Origin of the sequence: Dyadobacter sp. BHUBP1, assembly GCF_050587785.1 — a bacterium.
GTDB lineage: Bacteria > Bacteroidota > Bacteroidia > Cytophagales > Spirosomataceae > Dyadobacter.
Window position 1 is genome coordinate 999,475 of sequence record NZ_JBOBIH010000002.1, and the last position, 21,475, is coordinate 1,020,949.

22 protein-coding genes are annotated in these 21,475 nt (G+C 49.5%); 12 read left to right on the forward strand and 10 right to left on the reverse strand.

Translation table 11 applies throughout. The features are described from left to right. Nucleotides 1-257 precede the first annotated feature (257 nt). Nucleotides 258-1,649, forward strand: a complete 1,392-nt coding sequence (gene hslU, locus ACQ4MZ_RS10920; protein ID WP_430844952.1) for an ATP-dependent protease ATPase subunit HslU — start codon at nt 258-260, stop codon at nt 1,647-1,649. 108 nt (nt 1,650-1,757) lie between these two features. Here the strand turns inward: hslU and ACQ4MZ_RS10925 are convergent, their stop codons facing one another. The 4 genes from ACQ4MZ_RS10925 to fmt form a co-directional block, all read right to left on the reverse strand. Next, on the reverse strand, nt 1,758-2,846 hold the full coding sequence (locus ACQ4MZ_RS10925) for an alpha/beta hydrolase-fold protein (RefSeq protein ID WP_430844954.1): 1,089 nt from the start codon (nt 2,844-2,846) through the stop codon (nt 1,758-1,760). A gap of 53 nt (nt 2,847-2,899) precedes the next feature. Continuing rightward, nucleotides 2,900-3,400: a dihydrofolate reductase gene (locus tag ACQ4MZ_RS10930; RefSeq protein WP_430844956.1), complete on the reverse strand. Its 501-nt coding sequence runs from the start codon at nt 3,398-3,400 to the stop codon at nt 2,900-2,902. Between the two features lie 226 nt (nt 3,401-3,626). After that, nucleotides 3,627-3,977, reverse strand: a complete 351-nt coding sequence (locus tag ACQ4MZ_RS10935; RefSeq protein WP_430845359.1) for a transposase — start codon at nt 3,975-3,977, stop codon at nt 3,627-3,629. A gap of 9 nt (nt 3,978-3,986) precedes the next feature. Further along, on the reverse strand, nt 3,987-4,907 hold the full coding sequence (fmt, locus tag ACQ4MZ_RS10940; protein ID WP_430844958.1) for a methionyl-tRNA formyltransferase: 921 nt from the start codon (nt 4,905-4,907) through the stop codon (nt 3,987-3,989). Nucleotides 4,908-5,136: 229 nt separating this feature from the next. On the opposite strand from fmt, the gene greA reads away from it, so the two are divergent. The 5 genes from greA (at nt 5,137) to ACQ4MZ_RS10965 (ending at nt 9,709) form a co-directional block, all read left to right on the forward strand. Beyond that, nucleotides 5,137-5,622: a transcription elongation factor GreA gene (gene greA / locus ACQ4MZ_RS10945; protein WP_106596207.1), complete on the forward strand. Its 486-nt coding sequence runs from the start codon at nt 5,137-5,139 to the stop codon at nt 5,620-5,622. 103 nt (nt 5,623-5,725) lie between these two features. Beyond that, nucleotides 5,726-6,064, forward strand: a complete 339-nt coding sequence (locus ACQ4MZ_RS10950) for a hypothetical protein (RefSeq protein ID WP_430844959.1) — start codon at nt 5,726-5,728, stop codon at nt 6,062-6,064. 20 nt (nt 6,065-6,084) lie between these two features. Then, complete coding sequence (locus ACQ4MZ_RS10955; protein ID WP_430844961.1) at nt 6,085-7,155, forward strand: M42 family metallopeptidase; 1,071 nt, start codon at nt 6,085-6,087, stop codon at nt 7,153-7,155. Between the two features lie 126 nt (nt 7,156-7,281). Beyond that, the gene (locus ACQ4MZ_RS10960; RefSeq protein WP_430844962.1) at nt 7,282-8,334 is read left to right on the forward strand and encodes a PA0069 family radical SAM protein; all 1,053 of its coding nucleotides are present in this window, start codon (nt 7,282-7,284) and stop codon (nt 8,332-8,334) included. Nucleotides 8,335-8,446: 112 nt separating this feature from the next. Next, a complete protein-coding gene (locus ACQ4MZ_RS10965) occupies nt 8,447-9,709 on the forward strand; it encodes an exo-beta-N-acetylmuramidase NamZ family protein (protein WP_430844964.1) in 1,263 nt (420 codons plus the stop codon). A gap of 476 nt (nt 9,710-10,185) precedes the next feature. On the opposite strand, the gene ACQ4MZ_RS10970 is transcribed toward ACQ4MZ_RS10965, so the two are convergent. From ACQ4MZ_RS10970 to ACQ4MZ_RS10980, 3 genes are all read right to left on the reverse strand, one after another. After that, a complete protein-coding gene (locus ACQ4MZ_RS10970) occupies nt 10,186-10,920 on the reverse strand; it encodes a LytR/AlgR family response regulator transcription factor (RefSeq protein WP_430844966.1) in 735 nt (244 codons plus the stop codon). 322 nt (nt 10,921-11,242) lie between these two features. Continuing rightward, nucleotides 11,243-12,574: an ethanolamine permease gene (eat, locus tag ACQ4MZ_RS10975; protein ID WP_430844967.1), complete on the reverse strand. Its 1,332-nt coding sequence runs from the start codon at nt 12,572-12,574 to the stop codon at nt 11,243-11,245. A 108-nt stretch (nt 12,575-12,682) separates the two neighbouring features. Continuing rightward, the gene (locus tag ACQ4MZ_RS10980) at nt 12,683-13,468 is read right to left on the reverse strand and encodes a phosphatidylinositol-specific phospholipase C/glycerophosphodiester phosphodiesterase family protein (protein WP_430844968.1); all 786 of its coding nucleotides are present in this window, start codon (nt 13,466-13,468) and stop codon (nt 12,683-12,685) included. 198 nt (nt 13,469-13,666) lie between these two features. Here ACQ4MZ_RS10980 and ACQ4MZ_RS10985 point away from each other — a divergent pair, with 198 nt between their 5' ends. Then, the gene (locus ACQ4MZ_RS10985; RefSeq protein WP_430844970.1) at nt 13,667-15,358 is read left to right on the forward strand and encodes an amino acid permease; all 1,692 of its coding nucleotides are present in this window, start codon (nt 13,667-13,669) and stop codon (nt 15,356-15,358) included. 44 nt (nt 15,359-15,402) lie between these two features. Here ACQ4MZ_RS10985 and ACQ4MZ_RS10990 read toward each other — a convergent pair whose 3' ends face one another. The 3 genes from ACQ4MZ_RS10990 to hxpB all read right to left on the reverse strand — a co-directional run bounded on the left by ACQ4MZ_RS10990 (nt 15,403) and on the right by hxpB (nt 17,942). Next, nucleotides 15,403-15,831: a hypothetical protein gene (locus ACQ4MZ_RS10990; protein WP_430844971.1), complete on the reverse strand. Its 429-nt coding sequence runs from the start codon at nt 15,829-15,831 to the stop codon at nt 15,403-15,405. 68 nt (nt 15,832-15,899) lie between these two features. After that, nucleotides 15,900-17,213 (reverse strand): sensor histidine kinase, encoded by a 1,314-nt coding sequence (locus tag ACQ4MZ_RS10995; protein WP_430845360.1) that lies wholly within the window; start codon nt 17,211-17,213, stop codon nt 15,900-15,902. 54 nt (nt 17,214-17,267) lie between these two features. Beyond that, nucleotides 17,268-17,942, reverse strand: a complete 675-nt coding sequence (hxpB, locus tag ACQ4MZ_RS11000) for a hexitol phosphatase HxpB (RefSeq protein ID WP_430844972.1) — start codon at nt 17,940-17,942, stop codon at nt 17,268-17,270. Nucleotides 17,943-18,061: 119 nt separating this feature from the next. Between hxpB and thiM the strand changes: the two genes are divergently transcribed. The 5 genes from thiM (at nt 18,062) to ACQ4MZ_RS11025 (ending at nt 21,475) form a co-directional block, all read left to right on the forward strand. Next, the gene (thiM, locus tag ACQ4MZ_RS11005; protein WP_430844974.1) at nt 18,062-18,859 is read left to right on the forward strand and encodes a hydroxyethylthiazole kinase; all 798 of its coding nucleotides are present in this window, start codon (nt 18,062-18,064) and stop codon (nt 18,857-18,859) included. Nucleotides 18,860-19,046: 187 nt separating this feature from the next. Next, entirely contained in the window at nt 19,047-19,706 is a 660-nt protein-coding gene (gene thiE / locus ACQ4MZ_RS11010; RefSeq protein ID WP_430844976.1) for a thiamine phosphate synthase, read from the forward strand. A gap of 63 nt (nt 19,707-19,769) precedes the next feature. Continuing rightward, entirely contained in the window at nt 19,770-20,591 is an 822-nt protein-coding gene (gene thiD / locus ACQ4MZ_RS11015; RefSeq protein WP_430844977.1) for a bifunctional hydroxymethylpyrimidine kinase/phosphomethylpyrimidine kinase, read from the forward strand. After that, the gene (tenA, locus tag ACQ4MZ_RS11020; RefSeq protein WP_430844979.1) at nt 20,588-21,238 is read left to right on the forward strand and encodes a thiaminase II; all 651 of its coding nucleotides are present in this window, start codon (nt 20,588-20,590) and stop codon (nt 21,236-21,238) included. The genes thiD and tenA overlap by 4 nt, the downstream gene beginning before the upstream one ends. A gap of 54 nt (nt 21,239-21,292) precedes the next feature. Further along, nucleotides 21,293-21,475 carry a DUF2281 domain-containing protein gene (locus tag ACQ4MZ_RS11025; protein ID WP_430844981.1) on the forward strand — a complete coding sequence of 61 codons (183 nt, stop codon included), beginning with the start codon at nt 21,293-21,295 and terminating at the stop codon, nt 21,473-21,475.

Below are 21,475 nucleotides of genomic sequence, written 5' to 3' on the forward strand. Positions count from 1 at the left end.
TTCTTTTTTATATTGGTTTCGGAATTCAAATGCAGGGACAAAAGTAATCGAAGGGCAGAGAACAAAAAGTAATGGAGCCAAAGATTTCCCAACGGCAGGTTTTCTGCCATTTTGTACCGGCATAATTCTTTTTAACGTTGACGAACGGAGGCGACACACCGCCTTTACGAAATTTTCACACATAAACTCTGTTTACCGCATCGCGTTCTGAAAGAGGGGGATCCGGCAAAGAGAGTTTCGAATCCATAGCAAACAAAATGACAGAACACCTTAACCGCCTTACACCGCGTCAGATCGTTTTCGAGCTTGACCAATATATTATCGGACAAAATGACGCAAAACGCAATGTCGCCATCGCATTGCGCAACCGGTGGAGGCGCATGAACAGCCCGGAGGACATTCAGAGGGAAATTATCCCGAATAACATATTAATGATAGGCGCGACCGGCGTCGGTAAAACTGAAATCGCCCGCCGGCTGGCCAAGATCGCGGATGCACCTTTTGTGAAAGTGGAGGCTTCCAAGTTTACGGAAGTCGGCTATGTGGGCCGCGATGTCGAAAGCATGGTCCGTGACCTCGTGGAGCAGGCGGTAGGCATGGTGCGGATGCAGAAGAAGGAAGAAGTGAAAATCAAAGCTGAGCAGGCAGTGGAAGACATCATCCTCGATGCCTTGATCCCGCCGGTACATGGCTCAGGGGCGGTTAAGCCGGTTACTGAAAACGGTTCGGAGGATATGCCGCAAAGTGATGCAGAGCTTAATCAGCGCACCCGTGAGCGTTTCCGGGAGAAGATTCGTAATGGTGAGCTCGATAGCCGGAAAATCGAAATTGAAGTTCAGCAAAACCAGGTGCCCAATGTTGGCATGATAGGCGGGGCTGTCGACGATGTTTCGATGATGAATATCCAGGAGATGATCGGCAATATGATGCCACGCCGGGGTAAAAAGCGTAAGGTAACCGTCGAGGAAGCGCGTAAGCTGCTTTTGGACGAAGAGGCATCGAAGCTGATCGATATGGACGAGGTAAAACTCGAAGCCATTAAAAAAGCAGAAAACCTGGGTATCATTTTTATCGATGAGATCGACAAAGTGGCATCCAGCCGCTCCGGCGGAAGCGGCCCCGACGTCAGCCGCGAAGGCGTGCAGCGCGATTTGCTGCCGATCGTGGAAGGGAGCGCTGTGAATACCAAGCACGGCGTAATCCAGACCGATCATATTCTTTTCATTGCGGCTGGTGCATTCCATGTCTCCAAGCCATCCGACCTCATTCCCGAGCTGCAAGGCCGTTTCCCGATCCGGGTGGAGCTCAACAGTCTCACGGAAGGTGATTTCTACCAAATTCTTAAAGCGCCAAAGAATGCACTGACGAAGCAATACGCTGCTATGATGGAATCCGAAGGCGTAGAACTGGAATTCGAAGACGGTGCATTGCGCGAAATCGCCCGGATCGCATTCGAGGTAAACAGCGAGGTCGAAAACATCGGCGCCCGTCGTCTGCAAACCGTCATGAGCTCGCTCCTCAACGATTTCATGTTCGATATTCCGGACGTCATCGGCGACGGATCACAAATTTCCATCACTGCGGAAATGGTGAAGGAAAGGTTGTCGGCGCTGGTGAAGAACAGGGACTTGAGTCAGTATATTCTTTGAAAAAGGAAGAAGGAGGAAGGGGAGATGGAGGAAAGGGAGAATCGGGTTTGATACTTCCCTTTTCTCCATTCCTCCATCCTCCCTGCGCGGGCCGCCCTTTCTTCCTTTTTAATAAAACAACCACTCAAAAGCCTTCGGAAACTCTTTGTTCCATTGCTTTTCGTCGTGTCCGCCTTTGGCGTCTACAGATGATTTGATTTTCACGCGGCTGTAACCGAAGCTTTGCGTTTCGAGCGTTTCCTGGAGCTTGGCAACATTCGGGATCATGTGGGTGCCTTCCTTGCCGCCAGCATAAAGGTAAATGCGTGTTTCGAACGGCTCGAAAAAATGCACGGCGTCGAAATAGATCTTTTCGGAAATCCACAGGGCCGGTGAAAATACCATGAATTTGCTGAAAGTCTGGGGGAACATTAATGCCGCATAAATGCTTAACAAGCCGCCAACCGAACTTCCGCCAATGCCGGTGTTCAACCGGTCTGGTTTGGTGCGGTATTGGGTGTCGATGTGCGTTTTGAGCGGTTCGGCGATGAATTGCAGGAACTTGGCGCCATAACCCTTGCCCAATTTGGCATTGTCATACGGTGAGAGCTCCTGCACGCGATCTTCTTCCCCATGGTCGACAGCGACGATAATAACGCCTGCCTTATGTTCCTTCGCGAGCGCTGCGAGGCTTTTGTCTATTTCCCAGTTACCATATTCCGACCCCTGGCCAAACAGGTTCTGGCCGTCCGTCATGTAAAGGACGGGGTAATGCTGGTCGGGATTTTCGTAATAATCGTGTGGAAGCAGCACGCGTACGCGACGGGTGCGGTTGAACTGCGTGATTTCAAATGCTTCCGAAACCGTTTCGACAAGGGGTGAAAGATCTGTTTTAGTCGAAATGTCGGATTGCCAGCGGATTACATTGTCTTTGACGAACGTCTCACCGGCTTTGATGAAGCGGTTGCCGTAAGGCCGGCCGGCGCGGTCGAGCTCCACCTGGTTCCAACCCCCGCGGGTATATTTGTATTCGATCGGATCGGGCAACTCTTCATCCTCCGCAAACTGGTAGCGGTAGTGCCCCGGGCTTACCATGGTCATCCGATAAGCTTCAAGGTCGGGGAGCCACTTGCAGAAATTACCCGTGATAAAGACCGGACGATTATCGAAAGGTACTGTGCTTAGTTCAATGGTAAGGGTGTCAACTTCTACTTGCATTCTACTCTGGTACTTTCATTGAGTCACTATGGGTTATAAGGGCACAAAAGTACTTATTTATCAGCTTTTTTAATATAATTAATGAACTCAAACGGAAAAAAATGACGCTCGTCAGGCTTGTGGAAGGCTCTTTCGGTCTCGGTCCAGGCGTCGGGGTTCTCGATTTCGAAAAAAGTATCTCCCTCGATTTTGGTATGTACCCTGGTAAGGTAAATGTGGGTAGCAATGGCTTGCGATTGTCGGTAAATCTCGCCGCCGCCTACGATGCACGCTTCCTTTCCGTCAATTTCTTCCGCTTTTTTCAATGCCTCTTCAAGAGAATGTACAACTACTACGCCTTCGAATGCGAAATCGGTACTCCTGGTGATCACAATCGAGGTCCGTCCCGGCAGCGGTTTTCCAATGGACTCGAACGTCTTCCGACCCATGATCATCGGATGTCCTAATGTAAGTTGTTTAAAACGTTTCAGGTCGTCAGGTAACCGCCAGAGGAGCTGATTATCCTTCCCGATCGCTCCGTTTTCGGCGGCAGCTACGATGATTGAAATTTTCATGCAGGTGATTAGTATTTTTTGCAAAGATGGGTCGAAATGGCCATAACCAATGCCGTCAGGCATGTAATATTGGTAGCAAAAGATGGAACCGGCGCCCGGGAAATGCCCTTGGGCATGTAACAACAATGCATAGCATTCCCGCTGTTGTTACATCCCTAGCGGGATTTGACGATCCCACAATATTCTGCTTCTACCAATATTACATCGCTAACGCGATTTGCTGCCGCTATGCTGGCGATTGAAATATATATCGCTCATCATATTCAACTTCAAATTTTTCCAAAAACGACAAATACTCCTGCCTAAACGTCACTTTGCGATGATGTTCTTTTTGTGTCTGGATGTAATGGATCACATTGGGCACCTGCGATCTGGAATAAGAAAACACGCCGCACCCCGCCTGCCACTCAAACCTGCCGCCACAAAACCGATTATCGTTAATCCACTGCGAGGAATCGGCCTTCACATCCTGCATAAAATCGCCGATAGACTGAGTCGTGCGGAAACCAACAAGCATGTGCAAGTGATCGTTCATGCCATTAATCGCGATCATTTTGTGTTGACGGGTTTCAACGATGCCGGCACCTCAGAGCTTATACCCTCTCAAAAAATCCCCAATCGCCATACGCTTCTTCCCTTCAATCTGCAATTCCTCAATAGCCAGCCAGCTATCTCCGGTTTTGAAATGCAGGTAAGACTTGCCGTCGGAGCGGTATTCGCCAGGTTGGGCGTCGTTTTCCGATTCCGCGATTTTTGTTTTAAATACCTTACACGAAAGTCCATTCAGCGTCGTCCAGGCAGCGGGATAAGGCGATAAGCCTCTTACAAAATTGTGGATTTCGACAGCTGGCTTGCTCCAATCGATCTCGCACGTTTCGCGGAAGATCTTTGGGGCGGTTTTAATGTCTGCGGGTTCTGATTGCGGTTCCTGCGGGTAGTTGCCCTCTTCAATGGCATGCACCGTTTTTACGACCAGGTTCGCACCCTTCCGCATGAGGCGCTCATACAATGTACCTGCATTATCTTCCGGCGAAATGGGCTCTCTGTCCTGGAAGATAATCTTGCCGGTGTCGATGTCTTTTTCGATGAAGAATGTAGTGACACCGGTTTCTGTTTCGCCGTTGATGACGGCCCAGTTGATGGGCGCCGCGCCCCGGTACTGGGGCAAGAGCGAACTGTGCAGGTTGAACGTGCCTTTCGGAGGCATGTTCCAAACGACTTCCGGCAGCATCCGGAATGCCACTACTACCTGCAAATCGGCATTATAGGATTTCAGCTCTTCCAGGAAGTCAGGGTTCTTCAATTTTTCGGGCTGCAATACGGGGATACCCTGGGATTCTGCGTATATTTTGACAGGCGAAGCCGTTTGCTTTTGCCCCCTGCCCGCTGGCTTATCGGGAACAGTGACGACGGCCACAACGTTAGAATTGCTTTCGACCAGACTTTGTAAACTTGGGACAGCAAATTCGGGCGTCCCCATAAAAATAATTCTCAGCGGATTTGACATATCAGATGGCGCTTTTGGATAAAAATGGTGCTACCATTCACAAATATTGTTAATTTTGTCGTTCTTAACAGAAAATTATGGTGAACACAAAATCATATATCAACCGAAAAGAAAAGGTCTTCTAGCCTTCTACGAGAGTTTCGTTAACTCTGTAGAGCGGTCTTTGAGCCGTTCTTTTTTTTTATGTAGAATTTCAAAAATTAAAAGACTTATAAACAAAATAAAGGTCATGGCTAAAATTTCATACTATACGGAAGAAGGACTTACCAAGCTGAGGAACGAGCTGAATGAGATGAAAACCAAAGGCCGCACGGAGATTGCACGACAAATTGCAGAAGCGCGGGACAAAGGTGATTTAAGTGAAAATGCAGAATACGACGCGGCTAAAGACGCGCAAGGTATGCACGAAATGAAAATCGCCAAACTGGAAGAAATCCTGTCGAATGCGCGCGTGATCGACGAGTCGACGATGGATACGTCTCAGGTTTCGGTACTTTCGAAGGTGAAGATCAAAAACCGTAAGAACGGGATGGAAGTGACCTATACCCTGGTGTCGGAAGAAGAGGCCGACCTGAAAGCAGGCAAAATCTCAGTAGGTTCGCCGATCGGTAAAGGACTTTTGGGTAAAAAAGTGGGAGAAACGACAGAAATCAAGGTTCCGGCCGGCATGATGGAGTTTGAAGTACTCGATATCAGCCGTTTCAGCGGGGAGTAATCTTTAAGGGATATAATAGGTTGGGTTGCGGAACTGGCTGTTTCGCAACCCAACTTTTTTGTAGAGATTTGTGATGACCACCCGACACCACATTCCCACACCTATGCGTATCAAAGGCTTCCTCCTCAATATACCATCGCTCCGCGTCGACGGAATGGCGCTGTTTCCATTCATTTTATCGAAGCGTAAGGCTCCTTCGGAGGTTTTTCTCAATCATGAACGCATTCATTTGAAGCAACAGCTTGAAATGGGGCTGGTTATCTTTTATGTGTGGTATTTGATAGAATATTTAATCCGATTCGTACAATTCAGAAACCATTATTTAGCCTATCTTCATATTTCGTTTGAAAGGGAAGCCTACACCCACGAGCACGACCTCGGTTATCTGCGGAGGCGGCGTTTCTGTGCATGGTGGAAGTACCTTCGAAAACGTAATTTTTAGTGGTTATTTAAATTAAAAGTATGTCAGATCAGAGCACAGAGTTCCTTTATAAGTACCTGAACAATGCTTCGCCGACCGGCTTCGAATCGACCGGTCAGCAGATATGGCTCGACTATATCAAGCCGTATATCGAAGAACAGATTATCGATGTGTACGGAACGGCGGTGGGCGTTATCGGCCCGGGCCAGGATTACAAAGTGGTGATCGAAGCGCATTCCGACGAGATTTCGTGGTTTGTAAACTACATTTCCGAGGATGGCTACATCCACGTGCGCCGTAACGGCGGTTCCGATGCAGCTATTGCTCCCTCGATGCGTGTAAACCTGCACACCGCCAAGGGTGTTGTAAAAGGTGTTTTCGGCTGGCCGGCGATCCACGTACGTGACGTTGCCAAGGACCAGGTCCCGAAAGTGCACGAGCTTTTCATCGATGTGGGCGCTGCCAAAAAAGACGAGGTGCTTGAAATGGGCATTCACGTGGGTACCGTGGTAACATTCGCTGATGGCCTCGACGAACTCAACGGCAAATATTACCTCGGCCGTGCGCTCGACAACCGCATGGGCGGGTATATGATCGCGGAAGTAGCGCGTATGCTGCACGAGAACAATGTGAAGCTGCCGTTTACATTATATGTGGTGAATGCGGTGCAGGAAGAAATCGGACTCCGCGGGGCGGAAATGATCTCGCGTCGTTTGAAGCCCGATCTGGCGATTTGCACCGACGTTACACACGACACGCAGTCGCCGATGTATAACAAAAAAGAGCAGGGCGACCTGAAATGCGGGAGCGGACCGGTGATTTGCTACGGCCCGGCGGTACAGAATAATGTACGAGACCTTCTGATCAGCGTAGCCGAGGAGAAGAACATTCCATTCCAGCGCCAGGCAGTAAGCCGTTCGACGGGTACAGATACGGATTCATTTGCCTACTCAACAGAAGGCATCGCTTCCGCATTGATTTCATTGCCATTGAAATACATGCATACCACGGTGGAAATGGTTTCCAAAGAGGACGTGCAGAATGTAATACAACTGATGTACGACGTACTGCTGTCGCTGAAAGGCGACGAAGACTTCCGGTACATTAAATAGATTGTCTCGCTGAGCGCAGTCGAAGCGCATGCGATATCGCAAGTATCCTTCGGCTTCGCTCAGGATGACATTTCACACACACTTTCGTTAGCATACTTTATAACTTCATCAACTTACTGGAAAGCAATGGATAACAGGGCACGCGGGCGCGGGGCTGCTATCAACACGCCCAACAAATTCTTCAAGCACAAGATCGAGTACACTTCGGAAGACTGGCAGCAGTGGGAAGATCCGGAGGTAAATCCCAAAACACAATTCATCGAAGAGGAATCCAAGACGCTTATGAGCGTGTCGGACAGCCCTGATTTGCCTAATTTCCACTCCATTAATCCCTACCGCGGATGTGAGCACGGGTGCATTTACTGCTATGCACGCAACTCGCACGAGTATTGGGGATTCTCGGCGGGGCTGGATTTTGAGACCAAGATTGTGGTGAAAAAGAACGCGCCGCAATTGCTGGAAAAGCTGTTCAATTCCAAAAAATGGGTGCCGCGCAATATTCACATTTCCGGCAATACGGATTGCTACCAGCCCGGAGAGAAAAAATACCGCATTACCCGGCAGCTGCTGGAAATCTGCCTGCGGTACCGCAACCCGGTGAGCATTCTCACTAAGAATGCATTGATTTTGAGGGATATCGATGTTTTGGAAAAAATGGCTAAGCTGAACCTTGTACACGCGGCACTTTCCATTACTTCGCTCAATGAGGAGCTGCGCAGTGCATTGGAACCGCGGACGGTAACGGGCAAGCGGCGGTTGCAGGTGTTGAAAACATTAAGTGACGCCGGCATTCCTATGGGCGTGATGACAGCGCCGATCATTCCAGGATTGAATGACCAGGAAATACCTTCGCTGATACAGGCAATCGCCGAAAATGGAGCAATATGGTCGCATTACACCGTAGTGCGGCTGAACGGGGCCATTTCAACGCTTTTTGAAGAATGGATCCATCACCATTTTCCCGATAGGGCGGCAAAGGTTTTGAGCCAGATCAAAGAATGCCACGGCGGCGTGGTGAACGATTCGCGGTTTGGAATCAGGATGGTGGGAGAGGGTAACTTCGCGGAGCATATCCGGCAGCTGCACGATCATTCCTGCAGGAAATATCTTGCCGGCCGTGAATTGCCCCCGTTGGATACTTCGCAGTTTATGCGCGCGGGGCAGATGAAGCTTTTCTAGATTAATGCCACGAAGGCACCACAGCGGATGACCGCGAACAAGCACGAAATTCGTGTTACTTCGTGCCTTCGTGGCATAATTAACCTATTTTAGTCGTCCTAATCCCAACCCCATGAAAACAATCGCATTAGCTCTAAGCCTCACAGCCGCATTAGCCACCAACAGCAACTGCGTCAATTCTACATCCCAGAAAAGCCCTGCCATAGCGGATTCGCTTTCCGTAGCACCCGAAGACCTTACAAAAGCCAAAAGTCCGATCACCGGCGCAGACCAGGTTTCACAATATCTGGATTACCTGAAAGGCAAGAAGATTGGTATCGTAGTTAACCAAACTTCTATTATCGGCACGAAGCCCATTGTAGATAGTTTGGTGGCGCTGGGCGTAAACATTGTAACGATTTTCGGCCCGGAGCACGGCTTCCGCGGTACAGCCAGCAATGGCGACAAGGTAAGCGACAGCGTCGATCCAAAAACTGGTATCCCGGCCATTTCCCTCTATGGAAAGCTCAAAAAGCCCACTAAAGAGCAAATGGCGGCCATTGACCTGATGATCTTCGATATCCAGGACGTAGGCGCACGCTTTTACACGTACATCAACACGCTCGGGCACGTGATGGAGGCTTGTGCGGAGAACAACAAGGAAATGCTCATCCTCGACAGACCTAACCCGAATGGCTTTCTGGTCGATGGTCCAGTGCTGGAAGATCATCTGCATTCGGGAATCGGGATGTACAAAATACCCATCTCGCACGGCCTCACGATAGCTGAATTCGCGCAGATGATCAATGGCGAAGGTTGGTTGCCCAACAAAATGCAATGCAAGTTGAAGATCATCAAAGTGGCCAATTACACACATGATACGCCTTACGTGTTGCCGGTAATGCCGTCACCGAACCTCAATACACAGCAATCGGTGATGCTGTACCCGCACATCTGTATGTTTGAAGGTACGATATTGAGCCAGGGGCGCGGCACTTACATGCCGTTTACTGTACTGGGGGCGCCGTTGCTGAAAGGCAAATACGATTTTTCATTCACCCCGCATAGCATCAAAGGCATGAGTGAAACGCCGCTGCATCAGGACAAAGAATGCTACGGCCTCGATTTGCGGAAATATGACCTGAAAGATATCCGCAAAAGTGGGAAGCTCCATCTGAAATGGCTCATTGAACTCTACAAAGCCTATCCCGATAAAGAGAAGTTCTTCGATATGAGCCAAAGCAAGCAAATGGGTAACTTCGATAAGTTAGCAGGGACTGAAAATCTCAAAAAGCAGATTATCGCCGGGACATCGGAGGACAACATACGTAAAAGCTGGGAGCCCGGCCTCGGGCAATACAAGGAAATGCGAAAAAAATACCTGATCTATCCTTGACAATCTCTGACAACTCTTGACCATCCCTCACAATAACGGACGGCCTTTGACTATCAGCGACTGAAAACAAAACATCCCAGGGAAAACTCCCGGGGATGTTCAATTATTCTCAACGATATTTAATTAAAACTGATAGCGATTTAGTTTAGGTTTGGTATGGGCAAATATGGTGTGCGTTTGAGAAGCAAATGTGTGCATATAATGCTCAGTATCATGCCAGCTATGCTCAATCGACCGTAATTACGTTTTTTGGAGTGAAACAGATGCCTGGACCTCAGAAAAATTTCAAAATTTATTGAAGCCCAGGCCTTCCGTCGGGGTAAAATATATATGTAATAATAGAAGAGGGTGTTTACGTGCTATAAAATTAATTCGCATGTAACTCCTCAACAAATCAAAGTGGTGAAGTATAGCTTTTATGGGGTGTAGCTGGGGAAACCGTAAGTAACCGTTTTTTAGCGGATTGCATTGCGTTGTCAGGAAAAAGTTCTGATGCGGCTTAGCAGCTCAGTCCGGTTGTCGTTCGTGATCGGGATTTCGATATCGTTGATCATTACGTGCACGTAATCGATCGCTGTAATAGCGTTCAGATTGATGATAAACGACTTATGTACCCTGAAAAAATAGTTGGTGGGAAGCTGCTGAAGCATGTTTTTCAGCGTCTCGCGAATGGTGTATTTCTTCTTGGTCGTGTGCAGTTCAAGGTAGTTGTCGTCGCTCCGGATGTATAGGATGTCTGTCAGCATGATCTTGGTGAACATGTGTTTTTCCTTGATGAACAACGCATCCTTGATCACCGTCGTATCCTCTTTCTCTTCCGAAGTAGTTTCACCCGCCAACGTCGCCAGGCGGTAATTTTTCAATGCCAGCTTGACAGCCGTGTACACCGTGATTTTTTGAAAAGGCTTCTGCAGAAATGCGTGAGGGGCAGCTTGCAATGCCGCATTTACAACGGCGATATCTTCGTGCGCCGACAGAAATAGAAAGGGAATCTTGAAATTCTCCCGTATATAATGCGCGAGGTCGATTCCGGTTTGATAACCGTTGAGGTTAATATCCAGCACGGCCAGGTGGAAAACTTTGCTATGGAGAATTTCTGTGGCAGTTGTATAATCAGTCGCGATATCGTTTGCGTCGTAACCGAAACCATTCAGCAGAAATTGGAGATGTTTCGCTATGATAAAGTCGTCCTCAACGATTAGAATATTCATCTTTGGTATAAGTAGTCAGCCTTTGGTCGTCCTAAAAGAGATTTTTAAAATGGGTTACGTTTGGAATCGCTGCGGCAATGCACAGCGTTATACAAATAATATGATAATATACGAATTAATTGCAAAGTGAGATTTGCGGAGTTTGTCGAATTATCTTTCAGGAGGAACGTTCGCGGCAACCTCGTATTAAAATAACGGCAAAATGCGCTATTGCACAAGCGATTGCAGAACCACCGACAAATACGATGGAGTCGAGAAAATATTGAATGAAGACGCTCGGTAAGGATATTCCAGCAAGCTGACCCGCAACGGCTGACGGTAGTTAGGCGTGACGTTCTTCTTCTTGTAAAACTTCAAGCTTTTTGTGGCGGCCGGTCAGGCTGAAAATCACAGCAACAACGGCCAGCCCGCCGAAGAACCAGAGACTGAGTTTCCAGTTGTAATACACGATCGCGATCAGGCACAGCACGGAAATCGCCAGTGCAATGGCCGGGAAATAGGGGAATGCAGGTACGATAAAAGGTCTTTCGAGGTGCGGTTCTTTGTTTCTTAGTGCAAAAAGTGCTACCATGCTGATAATGTACATTACCACGGCGCCCAATGCGGCGAGGATAATGACCTGATCGGTCGTGCCGAGTGATAGTGCCAGACAACCCGCGATGCCGCCCGCCACCAGCGCCCAATGCGGTGTTTGGAAACGTGCATTGACATTTCCCAGGAATGATGGCAGATAACCTTCCCGGGCGAGGGCAAAAATTTGCCGGGAATAACCAATGACAGTTCCGTGAAAGGACGCGATAAGTCCAAAGAGGCCCAGGCTCGCGAAGAGCTGGGTGAGCCCGCTATCGCGGCCGAGCACAATACCCAATGCTGCGGGCAGGGGATAGTCGATGTCGCTCAGTTGTTGCCACGGAGCGATACCACCGGTAAAAATCATGACCGCTAATGCTAGTACTACCAACGTGAGGATACCATAAATATAGCCGCGCGAGATCGTCCTTTTAGGGTCTTCCACTTCTTCGGCTACCATCGCTACTCCCTCGATGGCAAGGTAGAACCAGATCGCAAACGGCAGCGCGGCAAATACCCCTGCCCATCCGAAAGGCATGGGATCGGAGACAAAGGTTTGGTAAGAGAAATGCGGGGCAACGATCCCGATGTATATCAGCAGTTCCACCACCGCCAGTAGCGTAACCACCAGCGAAAAAGTAGCCGATTCTTTGATCCCGAGTAAATTGATGACAATAAAAATGGCATAGCAGGCAAATGCGACTTCCAGTACTTGCAGGTTGGGGTAAAGGAAATGGGTGTAACTGCCAAGCGCGAAGGCGATGGCAGGCGGCGTCACCAGAAACTCTACCAACGTGGCATAACCCGCCACGAGCCCGCCCCACCAGCCAAATGCACGGTAGGCGTAAGAAAACGGACCGCCTGCTTGCGGAATGGAGGTTGTGAGTTCGGTAAAACTGAAAATGAATGTCACATACATGACCGTCACCACGAGCGTCGCGATCAGAAAGCCGATGGTGCCGGACACGCCCCATCCGTAATTCCAGCCGAAATATTCACCGGAAATGACTAACCCCACGGCGATGGCCCAGAGGTGGATTGGTTTGAGGACTTTTTTGAGCGCAGCGGTTTGTTCAGCAGACATGAAGGATAGGTTTGACTAATTGATGGCAGTACAATATAGTCTATAACTCTTCCAAAGCCATTTGATACTACTGAAAAATTATCCTGAGCCGTATTTTGTTTTGCAAAACTACCGTGGTGCAGTACGGAGATAGTCGCCGAGCTCGCGAACTTTGTCGGTGTTGAGGTAATCGACGCCCAGGGCCATCATGGTTTTCCAGGAATTGATATTGTCGGGTGTCGCCCAGATCCGTACTTTTTTGCCCAGGTCGTGCACTTCGTTGATCATCTTCTGGATCTTCTTTTTGTCTTTTTCCAGAAGAGGCCCTTCGCCGTTCCATTTTGAATATTGCTGAAATGCCTGGCTGATCAACCCCACATGCGCGAGTTGCGCTGGTGTGTAGACTTTTTCGGGGCGCCCATCGAAATAGATGAAGTTCGGATACTGCTCGAACCGGGAGGGATCGGGTACATTGCCGCTCACGACCACTTTGACGCTGCCCGTAGGTGCCAAAATATGCTTATGCGGTTCCAGCACTTTGATCAACGCTGCCAATGTCGGCTCGCCCTCCGTTTTGAGGTCGATCAGCAGTTGCAGCGGCACATTGTCCTGCGTATAAATGTGTCCGCCGTTTTGTTCTACTTTTTGAAGGATGGGAAGCAGGTATAGTGCAGTAAAAGTCCGGTTGGGCCGAATGTCTTTCAGGTTATGGGCTACAAAAAGGGAGTCGTTGACGAGGAAAATATCGGCTTCGACGGAACCGAACTGCTGCTCGTACGCATCCTCAAAAGGGCGTGCCCTTTCATAATCATTGTGGGAATGCGCCTGGGCGGTGGAATAGGATTTAACGCTTTGGGCTGCAATGAATTGAATGGACAGGATGAAGCTGATGAAGTATGTAGCGATTTTTTTCATGGGCAAATTGGTGGAACGGAGTAACGGGGATTAGTTCGATAACGCAATCATTCCCTGTTTGATTTCCCTTGCAAAGAATTTTCTACGGATTTTTTGGGATAAAAGGAACAAATTTTCAGCCGATGCCGGGATCATTTTAGAATATCATTATTTTTAGCCCTGCTTATTACAAACTGATACCTGATAAATAGCGCCTGCATGAGCCAGAATTCTCCTCTTTTCCGAAAAAAATCCGTTGACCAGATTCTAAGTGATGCCCATTCGGGAGGTGAGGGAGGCTTAGCCAAAGTGCTGGGTGTCCGCGACCTGGTGTCGCTTGGTATCGCGGCCATTGTGGGTGCAGGGATATTCAGTACCATTGGTCTGGCGAGCTACAACGGCGGCCCGGCGGTGTCGCTACTTTTCGTATTTACGGCTGTTGCCTGTGTATTCACGGCGCTTTCCTACGCGCAGTTCGCGAGTACGGTACCTGTGTCCGGCAGTGCATACACGTACGCATATGTAGCTTTCGGTGAGCTGTTCGCGTGGATCATCGGCTGGGCGCTTATCCTCGAATATGCTGTTTCCAATATGGTAGTGGCCATTTCGTGGTCGGAGTACTTTGTAAGTATGCTCAAAGGCTTTGGTATTACCCTGCCCGGCTGGCTTACGATCAATAGCGAGTCGGCGCGGGAAGCATTTCAAAAATTGCAGAGCGTAGGCGCGGCACAGTTGTCGGATTACGAGCGTTTTGCGGCATCGGCCTACGAGTCGGCACCTACGATCGGCGACTTTCATATTCTGCTCAATCTGCCTGCCGGTCTGGTTACCTTGTTCATTACGGCATTGGTTTATATCGGGATACGTGAATCGAGAACGGCCAGTAATATTATGGTGGTGCTCAAAGTGGGAGTCGTATTGTTGGTAATACTCGCGGGCGCATTTTATGTGAAGCCTGAAAACTGGTCTCCATTTGCCCCCAATGGCGTTAAAGGTGTGCTAAGCGGCGTCGCGGCAGTATTCTTCGCATTCATTGGTTTCGACTCGATTTCAACCACCGCCGAGGAGTGCCGCAACCCGCAGCAGGACATGCCGAAGGCGATGATTTACTGTCTGGTTATTTGTACCATATTATATGTGCTGATCACACTCGTACTCACTGGAATGGTGAACTATACCGAACTCAAAGTGAGCGATCCGCTGGCATTTGTATTTCAAAAGAATGGCCTGGATTTTATGGCTGGCGTTATTTCGGTAAGCTCGGTGATCGCTATCACGAGTGCATTGCTGGTGTACCAACTGGGCCAGCCGAGGATCTGGATGACGATGAGCCGCGACGGGCTGCTATGGAAACGTTTTGCCAAAATCCATCCCAAATACCAGACGCCGTCCTTTGCGACGATCGTAACGGGTTTTGTCGTGGGGATTCCCGCGTTGTTTTTCAAGATGGATTTCTTTGTCGATCTGACAAGCGTAGGGACGTTCTTTGCATTTATCCTCGTGTGCGGCGGCGTGCTTTACCTCGATCATAAAGGCATTTCGGCGCGCTCCAAATTTCGCGTGCCTTATATTAATGGTAAATACCTGGTGGGGATCCTGTTTTGTGTCGCGATCGTGGGCCTGCTTACTTACGGAAAGAGCGTAATTGTCGAATGGAGAATGCTCAGTTTCGCCGAAATCATGGAGCACAAGTTGCTGACCATCATTTTCTGGATCACGTGGTGTGCGCTTTCTATTTTGAGTTACCAGTATAATTTCTCCGTGCTGCCGGTCGCAGGAATTCTCACCAATTTGTATCTGATGACCGAGCTTGGGGCTTCCAACTGGCTGATCTTCGTCATCTGGCTTGTCATTGGTCTGGTGATCTATTTTAGTTACGGGTATAAGCAGAGCAAACTGGCACAAAAATAGGGAAGCTGCCGGGCCTCCCTTTTTGAATATCTCTTGCTGGTAAGTTACTTTTTCTCGATTTTCAACTGTATCGAATATTTTTCCTTGGTTCGGGTAGAGTCACCGAACTTCGGATAGGGGTTTACGGCGGTAAGTACAAATTTGTATTTTTCGCCGGCAAATGTCTTCTCCAAAGAATCTGAGCCCGTCTTGGCATCGCATTCACCCAGGCACATTTTGACGTGCTCTTTAATGCCTCCCTCGGTAGTAACTCCCGATAGCAGCAGATCGACTGCCGCACGGCCGCCCCAAATACACATTACGCCCTCGGGGCACCGGCTGTCTTCCACGTCAAAAAACGTCAAGGTAGCCGTCGGAACGCCATTTAATACGACAGTTTCTTTGTATTTGATGCCCTCATCTCTCTTGTCCACACCAGTGCTTTTGCAGGCTACCGCCAAGGCGGCAAAAAGCACGAAAACATACTTTTTCATCGGGTTGTCATTTAGGTTTTCGGGAAGACAACGATAGGTTGAGGAAGGTTGTAACGGCGTTCAAATACCTAAAACACCAATGTGAATACCGTTCCCTTGCCCACCTGGGACTCAACGTTCAGTTGGCCGTTATGTTGCTGCAAAATCTGGCGGGAGAGGCTTAATCCGATGCCGGAACCGGTTTTTTTGGTGGTATAGAATGGAATGAAGATATTCTCTAATGCCTCGGGCTCAATGCCGTCGCCATTGTCGGCCACTTCGATCATCACGGTGCCGTCGACCTGGTAAGCCGAGAGCGTAATGAGCCGGTTAGTCTGATGCGAGAATGCTTCGGATGCGTTTTTGATGAGATTAATCAATACCTGCTGGATCTGGCTGGCATCGGCTTTTACGGTGAGTGTTTCCGGTTTTACCGACAGTTTCCAGAGTACGCCGGATTGTGTGAGGTCGGTTTGAAGCAATTGTAGTACCTCCTGCAGAAGCTCTGCCACGCTCAGGCTCGCGAACACCGGCTTGGGCAGCGTAGTGAAATCGCGGTAGGCGTTTACGAACTGCATCATGCCTTTGCTGCGCTTTTCGAGCGTCGATAAGGCTTCTTTCAAGTCATTGACTGCTTCCTGGTCGTTTGTCGATTTCTCGATGTCCTCGTTCACGATCAGGCGCATGGTGCCCACGAGCGACACGATGGGCGTCATGGAGTTCATAATCTCGTGCCGCAGCACGCGGGTCAGGTTTTGCCAGGATTCAATCTCCTGTTGCTGCAACTCGGTCTGAATGTTTTGTAATACCACAATCTTGACCCACATTCCGCGTAATTGAATGGCAGCTGCCTGTAATGCGAGCGGTTGATCGTTGGGCGTTCGGTAAAGGTCGCGGACGCCTGTGTCGAGATCCGAGAGCAGTTCGTAAAGACGCGGGTGCTTTTCTTTGAGCTCGATCAGCTGGTGGAGGCGGTAAATGCCCAGCATGCGCAGTGCCGCATTGTTGATGAGGTTAACCTGCCCGTTGGCATCAAATGTAATGAGCCCCGTGCCGATATGCTGGACAATGGTATTGAGATATTGCAAATTGGCTTCTTTCTCCGCCCGCGCCTGCCTGAATGCGAGCAATACTTCGTTGAACTGCTGGTTGAGTTCTTTAAAAGTCCGGCCCATTTTATTGTCCGAACGGAAGTTGATCGTGAAATCGGAATACCGCACGGATTCGAGGAAGTAGGTCAGTTTGCGGTTGACATTCGTGACATACTGGTACAGCAGCGATCCCTGGATGAATATGAATATGGTGCCAAGGATGTACACCAGCGTTTCATTGGTATGCTTGGACGCCAGCCAGGCGAGGGCAATAACGCTCAGGACAATCACTATTATCCTGATCATAATCATAATACTGAAATGCCGGAGTCCGATCATACGGGGTAAGCGGAATAGGGTCGAGGTTTAGTTTTCGATCACACTTTGCGGCACACCCGACATTTCGCGTAAAATATATTTTTCGAGCGAAGGTATCTTATAATGTGCCATGTCAAATTTTTTATCTTCAAAAACTTCCGCCGCAGGTACCGAAATCGTGATCATCCCCGCCGCGTGTGCCGCGCGCAGGCCTGCGTGAGAATCTTCGAAGGCAATGCATTCTTCGGGCAAGACACCGAGTTTCTTAGCGGTGGTAAGATACACCGCCGGGTGGGGCTTGGTGTGTTTTTCCAGTTCGCCAGAATGCCAGGTGTCAAAATAGTTAATAATTTCCAGTCTTTTTAATACCCCTTCAATGAGTTCCATATGCGAAGCCGACGCGACTGCGAGTTTCAGGCCCTGTTTTTTTAATTCCCTGACCAGCGGAATGGCGCCGGGCATGGCTTCGGCATGGGCCAGAATGTCATGATGGGCCTTTTCCAGTATTTCAGTTTCAAGCTCTTCGAATGAAGGCGTATTCCAGGGCTGTATTTGGTGGCAAAAATCAAGAAAGAGCTTGATAGATAGCCCGGTAGTTTGCAGGCGAAGTGCTTCGGTGAGTTCGAAATTGACTTTTTGCATGACAGAACGCGCCGCTTCCGTCCACATCGGTTCGGAGTCGATGAGCAGGCCGTCCATGTCGAAAATTGCTGCTTTGATCATGATCAGGTGAGTGCGGGGATTTTTGATAACCACCCAAAACTACTACATTCGCCCGTGACGTGGAAGAGTATCGTGCCTTTCCTTCTTTCTCCCTTCAAAAAGGTATAAAATCAATCCCAATGGCAACTCAACTAGAAGCAAACCTCGAAAAACTGCGTGCCTCGGCGCCGTTGGTACATAATATTACCAATTTCGTTGTAATGAATTTCACCGCTAATGCATTGCTTGCGGTGGGTGCGTCGCCGGTAATGGCTCATGCTGTGGAAGAGGTAGAGGATATGGTCTCGATCGCGGGGGCGTTGGTGATCAACATCGGTACACTCTCGGCGCATTGGGTGGCAGCGATGAAACTGGCGATGAGAAAGGCAGCTGAACTCGGCAAGCCGATCATTCTCGACCCGGTAGGAGCCGGTGCTACACCGTACCGGAACAAGGTGCTGACCGAGGTGCTCGAAACCGCCCCACCCACAATTATCCGTGGTAACGGCTCCGAAATACTCGCATTGGCGGGCGCGGGCTTCCAGACAAAGGGTGTAGACAGTACCGCCGACTCGATGAACAGCATTGGTGCGGCGCAGGCATTGAGCGCGCGCTTCGGCTCGGTGGTGAGTGTCAGCGGCGCGGTAGATGTGATCGTGCATGGCAGCCGTACCGGCTGGGTTTCCAATGGTGTGCCGTTGATGACCAAAGTGACGGGTATGGGCTGCTCGGCAACCGCTATCGCAGGGGCATTTGCGGCGATTTGCAGTGATCCGTTCGAAGCCGCAGTTTCGGCGGCGGCGGCCATGGGTGTTTGTGGGGAACTGGCTTACCGCGAAGCGAAATTACCCGGCTCGTTCCAGATCGCGTTTTTGGATAAATTGGCGGAGGTTAGTCCGGCACATCTGGCGGAACTGAGCAAGGTGAAATTTGAATAATAATCAATCGCGTAGCGATGTAATATTGGTAGCAACGGTTGCAATCGTATGTTTGAAATCCCGTGAGGGATGTAACGACCGTACAAGTGGCCATCGTTGTTACATGCCCAAGGGCATTTTGGAGATTTGGATGTGACAGAACTTGCTACCAATATTACATGCCTGACGGCATTTAAATAAATCTATAATGTTGAATCTCGAACTATATTTGGTCACCGACGAAGCAGCATGTCTGGGCCGCGATTTTTTCTGGGTCGTGGAAGAGGCTGTAAAAGGTGGTGTTACGATGGTGCAATTGCGGGAAAAATCGCTTTCGACCCGTGCATTTATCGATCGGGCGAAGCGTTTGAAGAACCTTTTGGAATCTTATAATGTCCCTTTGATCATTAATGATCGGGTGGATGTAGCATTAGCTGTGGACGCGGATGGCGTGCATATCGGACAGAGCGATATGCCTTTCCAAACAGCTCATCGGTTGCTCGGCGAGGGTAAAATCATCGGGCTATCGGCTGAAAAGCAATCAGATGTCCTCGAAGCGGAGCATTGGAACCTCTCGTACCTCGCTGTAAGCCCGCTTTTTGCGACACCCACCAAAACCGATACCGAGCAGCCCTGGGAACTTGAAGGGCTGCAATGGGCGCGGCAGCAAAGCAGGCATCCGTTGGTGGTAATCGGCGGGCTTCATACAGGTAATGCGCACGAGGCCATGCTGAATGGTGCGAACGGTATTGCCGTGGTATCAGCCATTTGCAGCGCCCCATCACCTCGTGAAGCGGCAAAAGAGCTCAAAAAAGCCATCCGGAATGCCATTCTGTGGCCAACGACCACAGCATCTGACAATACTTGACCGAACACGACAACACCTGACTACACCTGATCACACCTGACCAACACCACCAACCACATTCCCATGAACCGTTACCCAACCGTACTTACCATCGCCGGATCCGATAGCGGAGGTGGCGCGGGCATCCAGGCCGACCTCAAAACGATAGCAGCGCTGGGGGCTTACGGGACTTCGGCCATTACCGCTCTCACTGCCCAAAACACACAGGGCGTGCGGGCCATCCATCCCGTGCCGCCGGCTTTCTTGCAGGAGCAGTTGGAGGCTGTTTTTGAGGACATTACCGTGGATGCCGTTAAAATCGGGATGGTCAATACCGCGGAGGTAGCGCTGGTAATTGCGCAGGCTTTAGATCGTTTCAAACCATCTTTTGTCGTTTTTGACCCGGTAATGGTGTCTACCAGCGGCTCCAAACTCATTCAGGATGAAACAGTCGCAGTGCTTTGGAAAGAGCTTTTTCCCCGCGCGGATCTCATTACGCCTAATCTGGACGAAGCGGAAATACTGATCGGCGGACAGATCCGGACAGCGGCAACGATGAAAGGCGCAGCGATTCAGATGGTTGACAAAGGCTGCAAAGCTGTGTTGCTGAAAGGCGGGCACTTGGTGGCGCCCACGATTTATGATGTGCTGGCGCAGAGAGGGCAGGAGCCGTTGATCCTCGAATCGGATTACATCGAGAGCCGGAATGTCCACGGTACGGGCTGTACATTGTCGTCGGCCATTGCCGCTTACCTGGCTAAGGGCAACTCGCTGGCCGAGTCGATCATTTTCGCCAAGGAATATATCGCCGGAGCGATCCGGGAGGGCAAGGACGTCGTTACAGGTCATGGTCCTGGCCCGCTGAACCACTCATTTTCACCACTTTCGATGCAGATTTTATCATGAAATTCACCGACCTGCTCTGGGCCGAAGCGCTGCCGATATTCGAGAAAATACGACAACATCCGTTCAACCAGGAACTGAAAGAGGGCACATTGCCGCTCGAAAAGTTCAAATTCTACATTTACCAGGATTCCCTTTATCTGGCGGATTTCGCGCGTGCATTGGCGGTGGCGGGCACCAGGGCCGGTAATAGTCATGAATTGCTCGATTTTCTGCAATTTGCCCAAAACGCCATCCTCGTGGAGCGCGCATTGCATTTAGGGTATTTCAAAGAATACGTTATCGATTACCAATCGGGGAAAGCGCCAGGCTGTTTTGCCTATACTAACTACCTGATGGCTACCAGCGCATTTGAATCGTATGAAGTGACAGTCGCAGCATTGCTGCCGTGTTTCTGGATTTACAAGCAGATCGGCGACTACATTTACGAGAATCAAGCTACGCCAAATCCTTATCAAAACTGGATTAATGCCTACGCAGGCGAAGATTTCACACATTCCGTACAAAAGGCTTTGGACATTTGCGACCGGCTGGCAGAGAATGCGTCGGAAGCGACGCGGGGCAAAATGATCGAGGCTTATGTGACGGCTTCGAAGCTGGAATATGTGTTCTGGGATAGTGCTTATCGGTTGGAGCACTGGATGGTTTGAGATGGTTGGTTAGTCATGAGTTATTTTTGTAAATTTGGTTAAACACAAATTCTTATGACAGATATACAACTATACCTCACGCTATTGGAACTGTCTGACGAAAACAGAGAGGCGGTTCTGAAATTTATTGAGTCACTTCCCAAAGAACCGCAGCCGCCCAAAAAGCGTGTGGCTGGCCTGGCAAAAGGCATGTTTGAAATTAAGGAGGGGTTTGACGATCCTCTTGAATTCAAATAG

Excerpts from the sequence above, each read along its gene's own strand:
- hslU (WP_430844952.1), top strand. The coding sequence starts at position 258 with ATGACAGAACACCTTAACCGCCTTACACCGCGTCAGATCGTTTTCGAG.
- ACQ4MZ_RS10925 (WP_430844954.1), bottom strand. The coding sequence starts at position 2,846 with ATGCAAGTAGAAGTTGACACCCTTACCATTGAACTAAGCACAGTACCT.
- ACQ4MZ_RS10930 (WP_430844956.1), bottom strand. The coding sequence starts at position 3,400 with ATGAAAATTTCAATCATCGTAGCTGCCGCCGAAAACGGAGCGATCGGG.
- fmt (WP_430844958.1), bottom strand. The coding sequence starts at position 4,907 with ATGTCAAATCCGCTGAGAATTATTTTTATGGGGACGCCCGAATTTGCT.
- greA (WP_106596207.1), top strand. The coding sequence starts at position 5,137 with ATGGCTAAAATTTCATACTATACGGAAGAAGGACTTACCAAGCTGAGG.
- ACQ4MZ_RS10950 (WP_430844959.1), top strand. The coding sequence starts at position 5,726 with ATGCGTATCAAAGGCTTCCTCCTCAATATACCATCGCTCCGCGTCGAC.
- ACQ4MZ_RS10955 (WP_430844961.1), top strand. The coding sequence starts at position 6,085 with ATGTCAGATCAGAGCACAGAGTTCCTTTATAAGTACCTGAACAATGCT.
- ACQ4MZ_RS10960 (WP_430844962.1), top strand. The coding sequence starts at position 7,282 with ATGGATAACAGGGCACGCGGGCGCGGGGCTGCTATCAACACGCCCAAC.
- ACQ4MZ_RS10965 (WP_430844964.1), top strand. The coding sequence starts at position 8,447 with ATGAAAACAATCGCATTAGCTCTAAGCCTCACAGCCGCATTAGCCACC.
- ACQ4MZ_RS10970 (WP_430844966.1), bottom strand. The coding sequence starts at position 10,920 with ATGAATATTCTAATCGTTGAGGACGACTTTATCATAGCGAAACATCTC.
- eat (WP_430844967.1), bottom strand. The coding sequence starts at position 12,574 with ATGTCTGCTGAACAAACCGCTGCGCTCAAAAAAGTCCTCAAACCAATC.
- ACQ4MZ_RS10980 (WP_430844968.1), bottom strand. The coding sequence starts at position 13,468 with ATGAAAAAAATCGCTACATACTTCATCAGCTTCATCCTGTCCATTCAA.
- ACQ4MZ_RS10985 (WP_430844970.1), top strand. The coding sequence starts at position 13,667 with ATGAGCCAGAATTCTCCTCTTTTCCGAAAAAAATCCGTTGACCAGATT.
- ACQ4MZ_RS10990 (WP_430844971.1), bottom strand. The coding sequence starts at position 15,831 with ATGAAAAAGTATGTTTTCGTGCTTTTTGCCGCCTTGGCGGTAGCCTGC.
- ACQ4MZ_RS10995 (WP_430845360.1), bottom strand. The coding sequence starts at position 17,213 with ATGATTATGATCAGGATAATAGTGATTGTCCTGAGCGTTATTGCCCTC.
- hxpB (WP_430844972.1), bottom strand. The coding sequence starts at position 17,942 with ATGATCAAAGCAGCAATTTTCGACATGGACGGCCTGCTCATCGACTCC.
- thiM (WP_430844974.1), top strand. The coding sequence starts at position 18,062 with ATGGCAACTCAACTAGAAGCAAACCTCGAAAAACTGCGTGCCTCGGCG.
- thiE (WP_430844976.1), top strand. The coding sequence starts at position 19,047 with ATGTTGAATCTCGAACTATATTTGGTCACCGACGAAGCAGCATGTCTG.
- thiD (WP_430844977.1), top strand. The coding sequence starts at position 19,770 with ATGAACCGTTACCCAACCGTACTTACCATCGCCGGATCCGATAGCGGA.
- tenA (WP_430844979.1), top strand. The coding sequence starts at position 20,588 with ATGAAATTCACCGACCTGCTCTGGGCCGAAGCGCTGCCGATATTCGAG.
- ACQ4MZ_RS11025 (WP_430844981.1), top strand. The coding sequence starts at position 21,293 with ATGACAGATATACAACTATACCTCACGCTATTGGAACTGTCTGACGAA.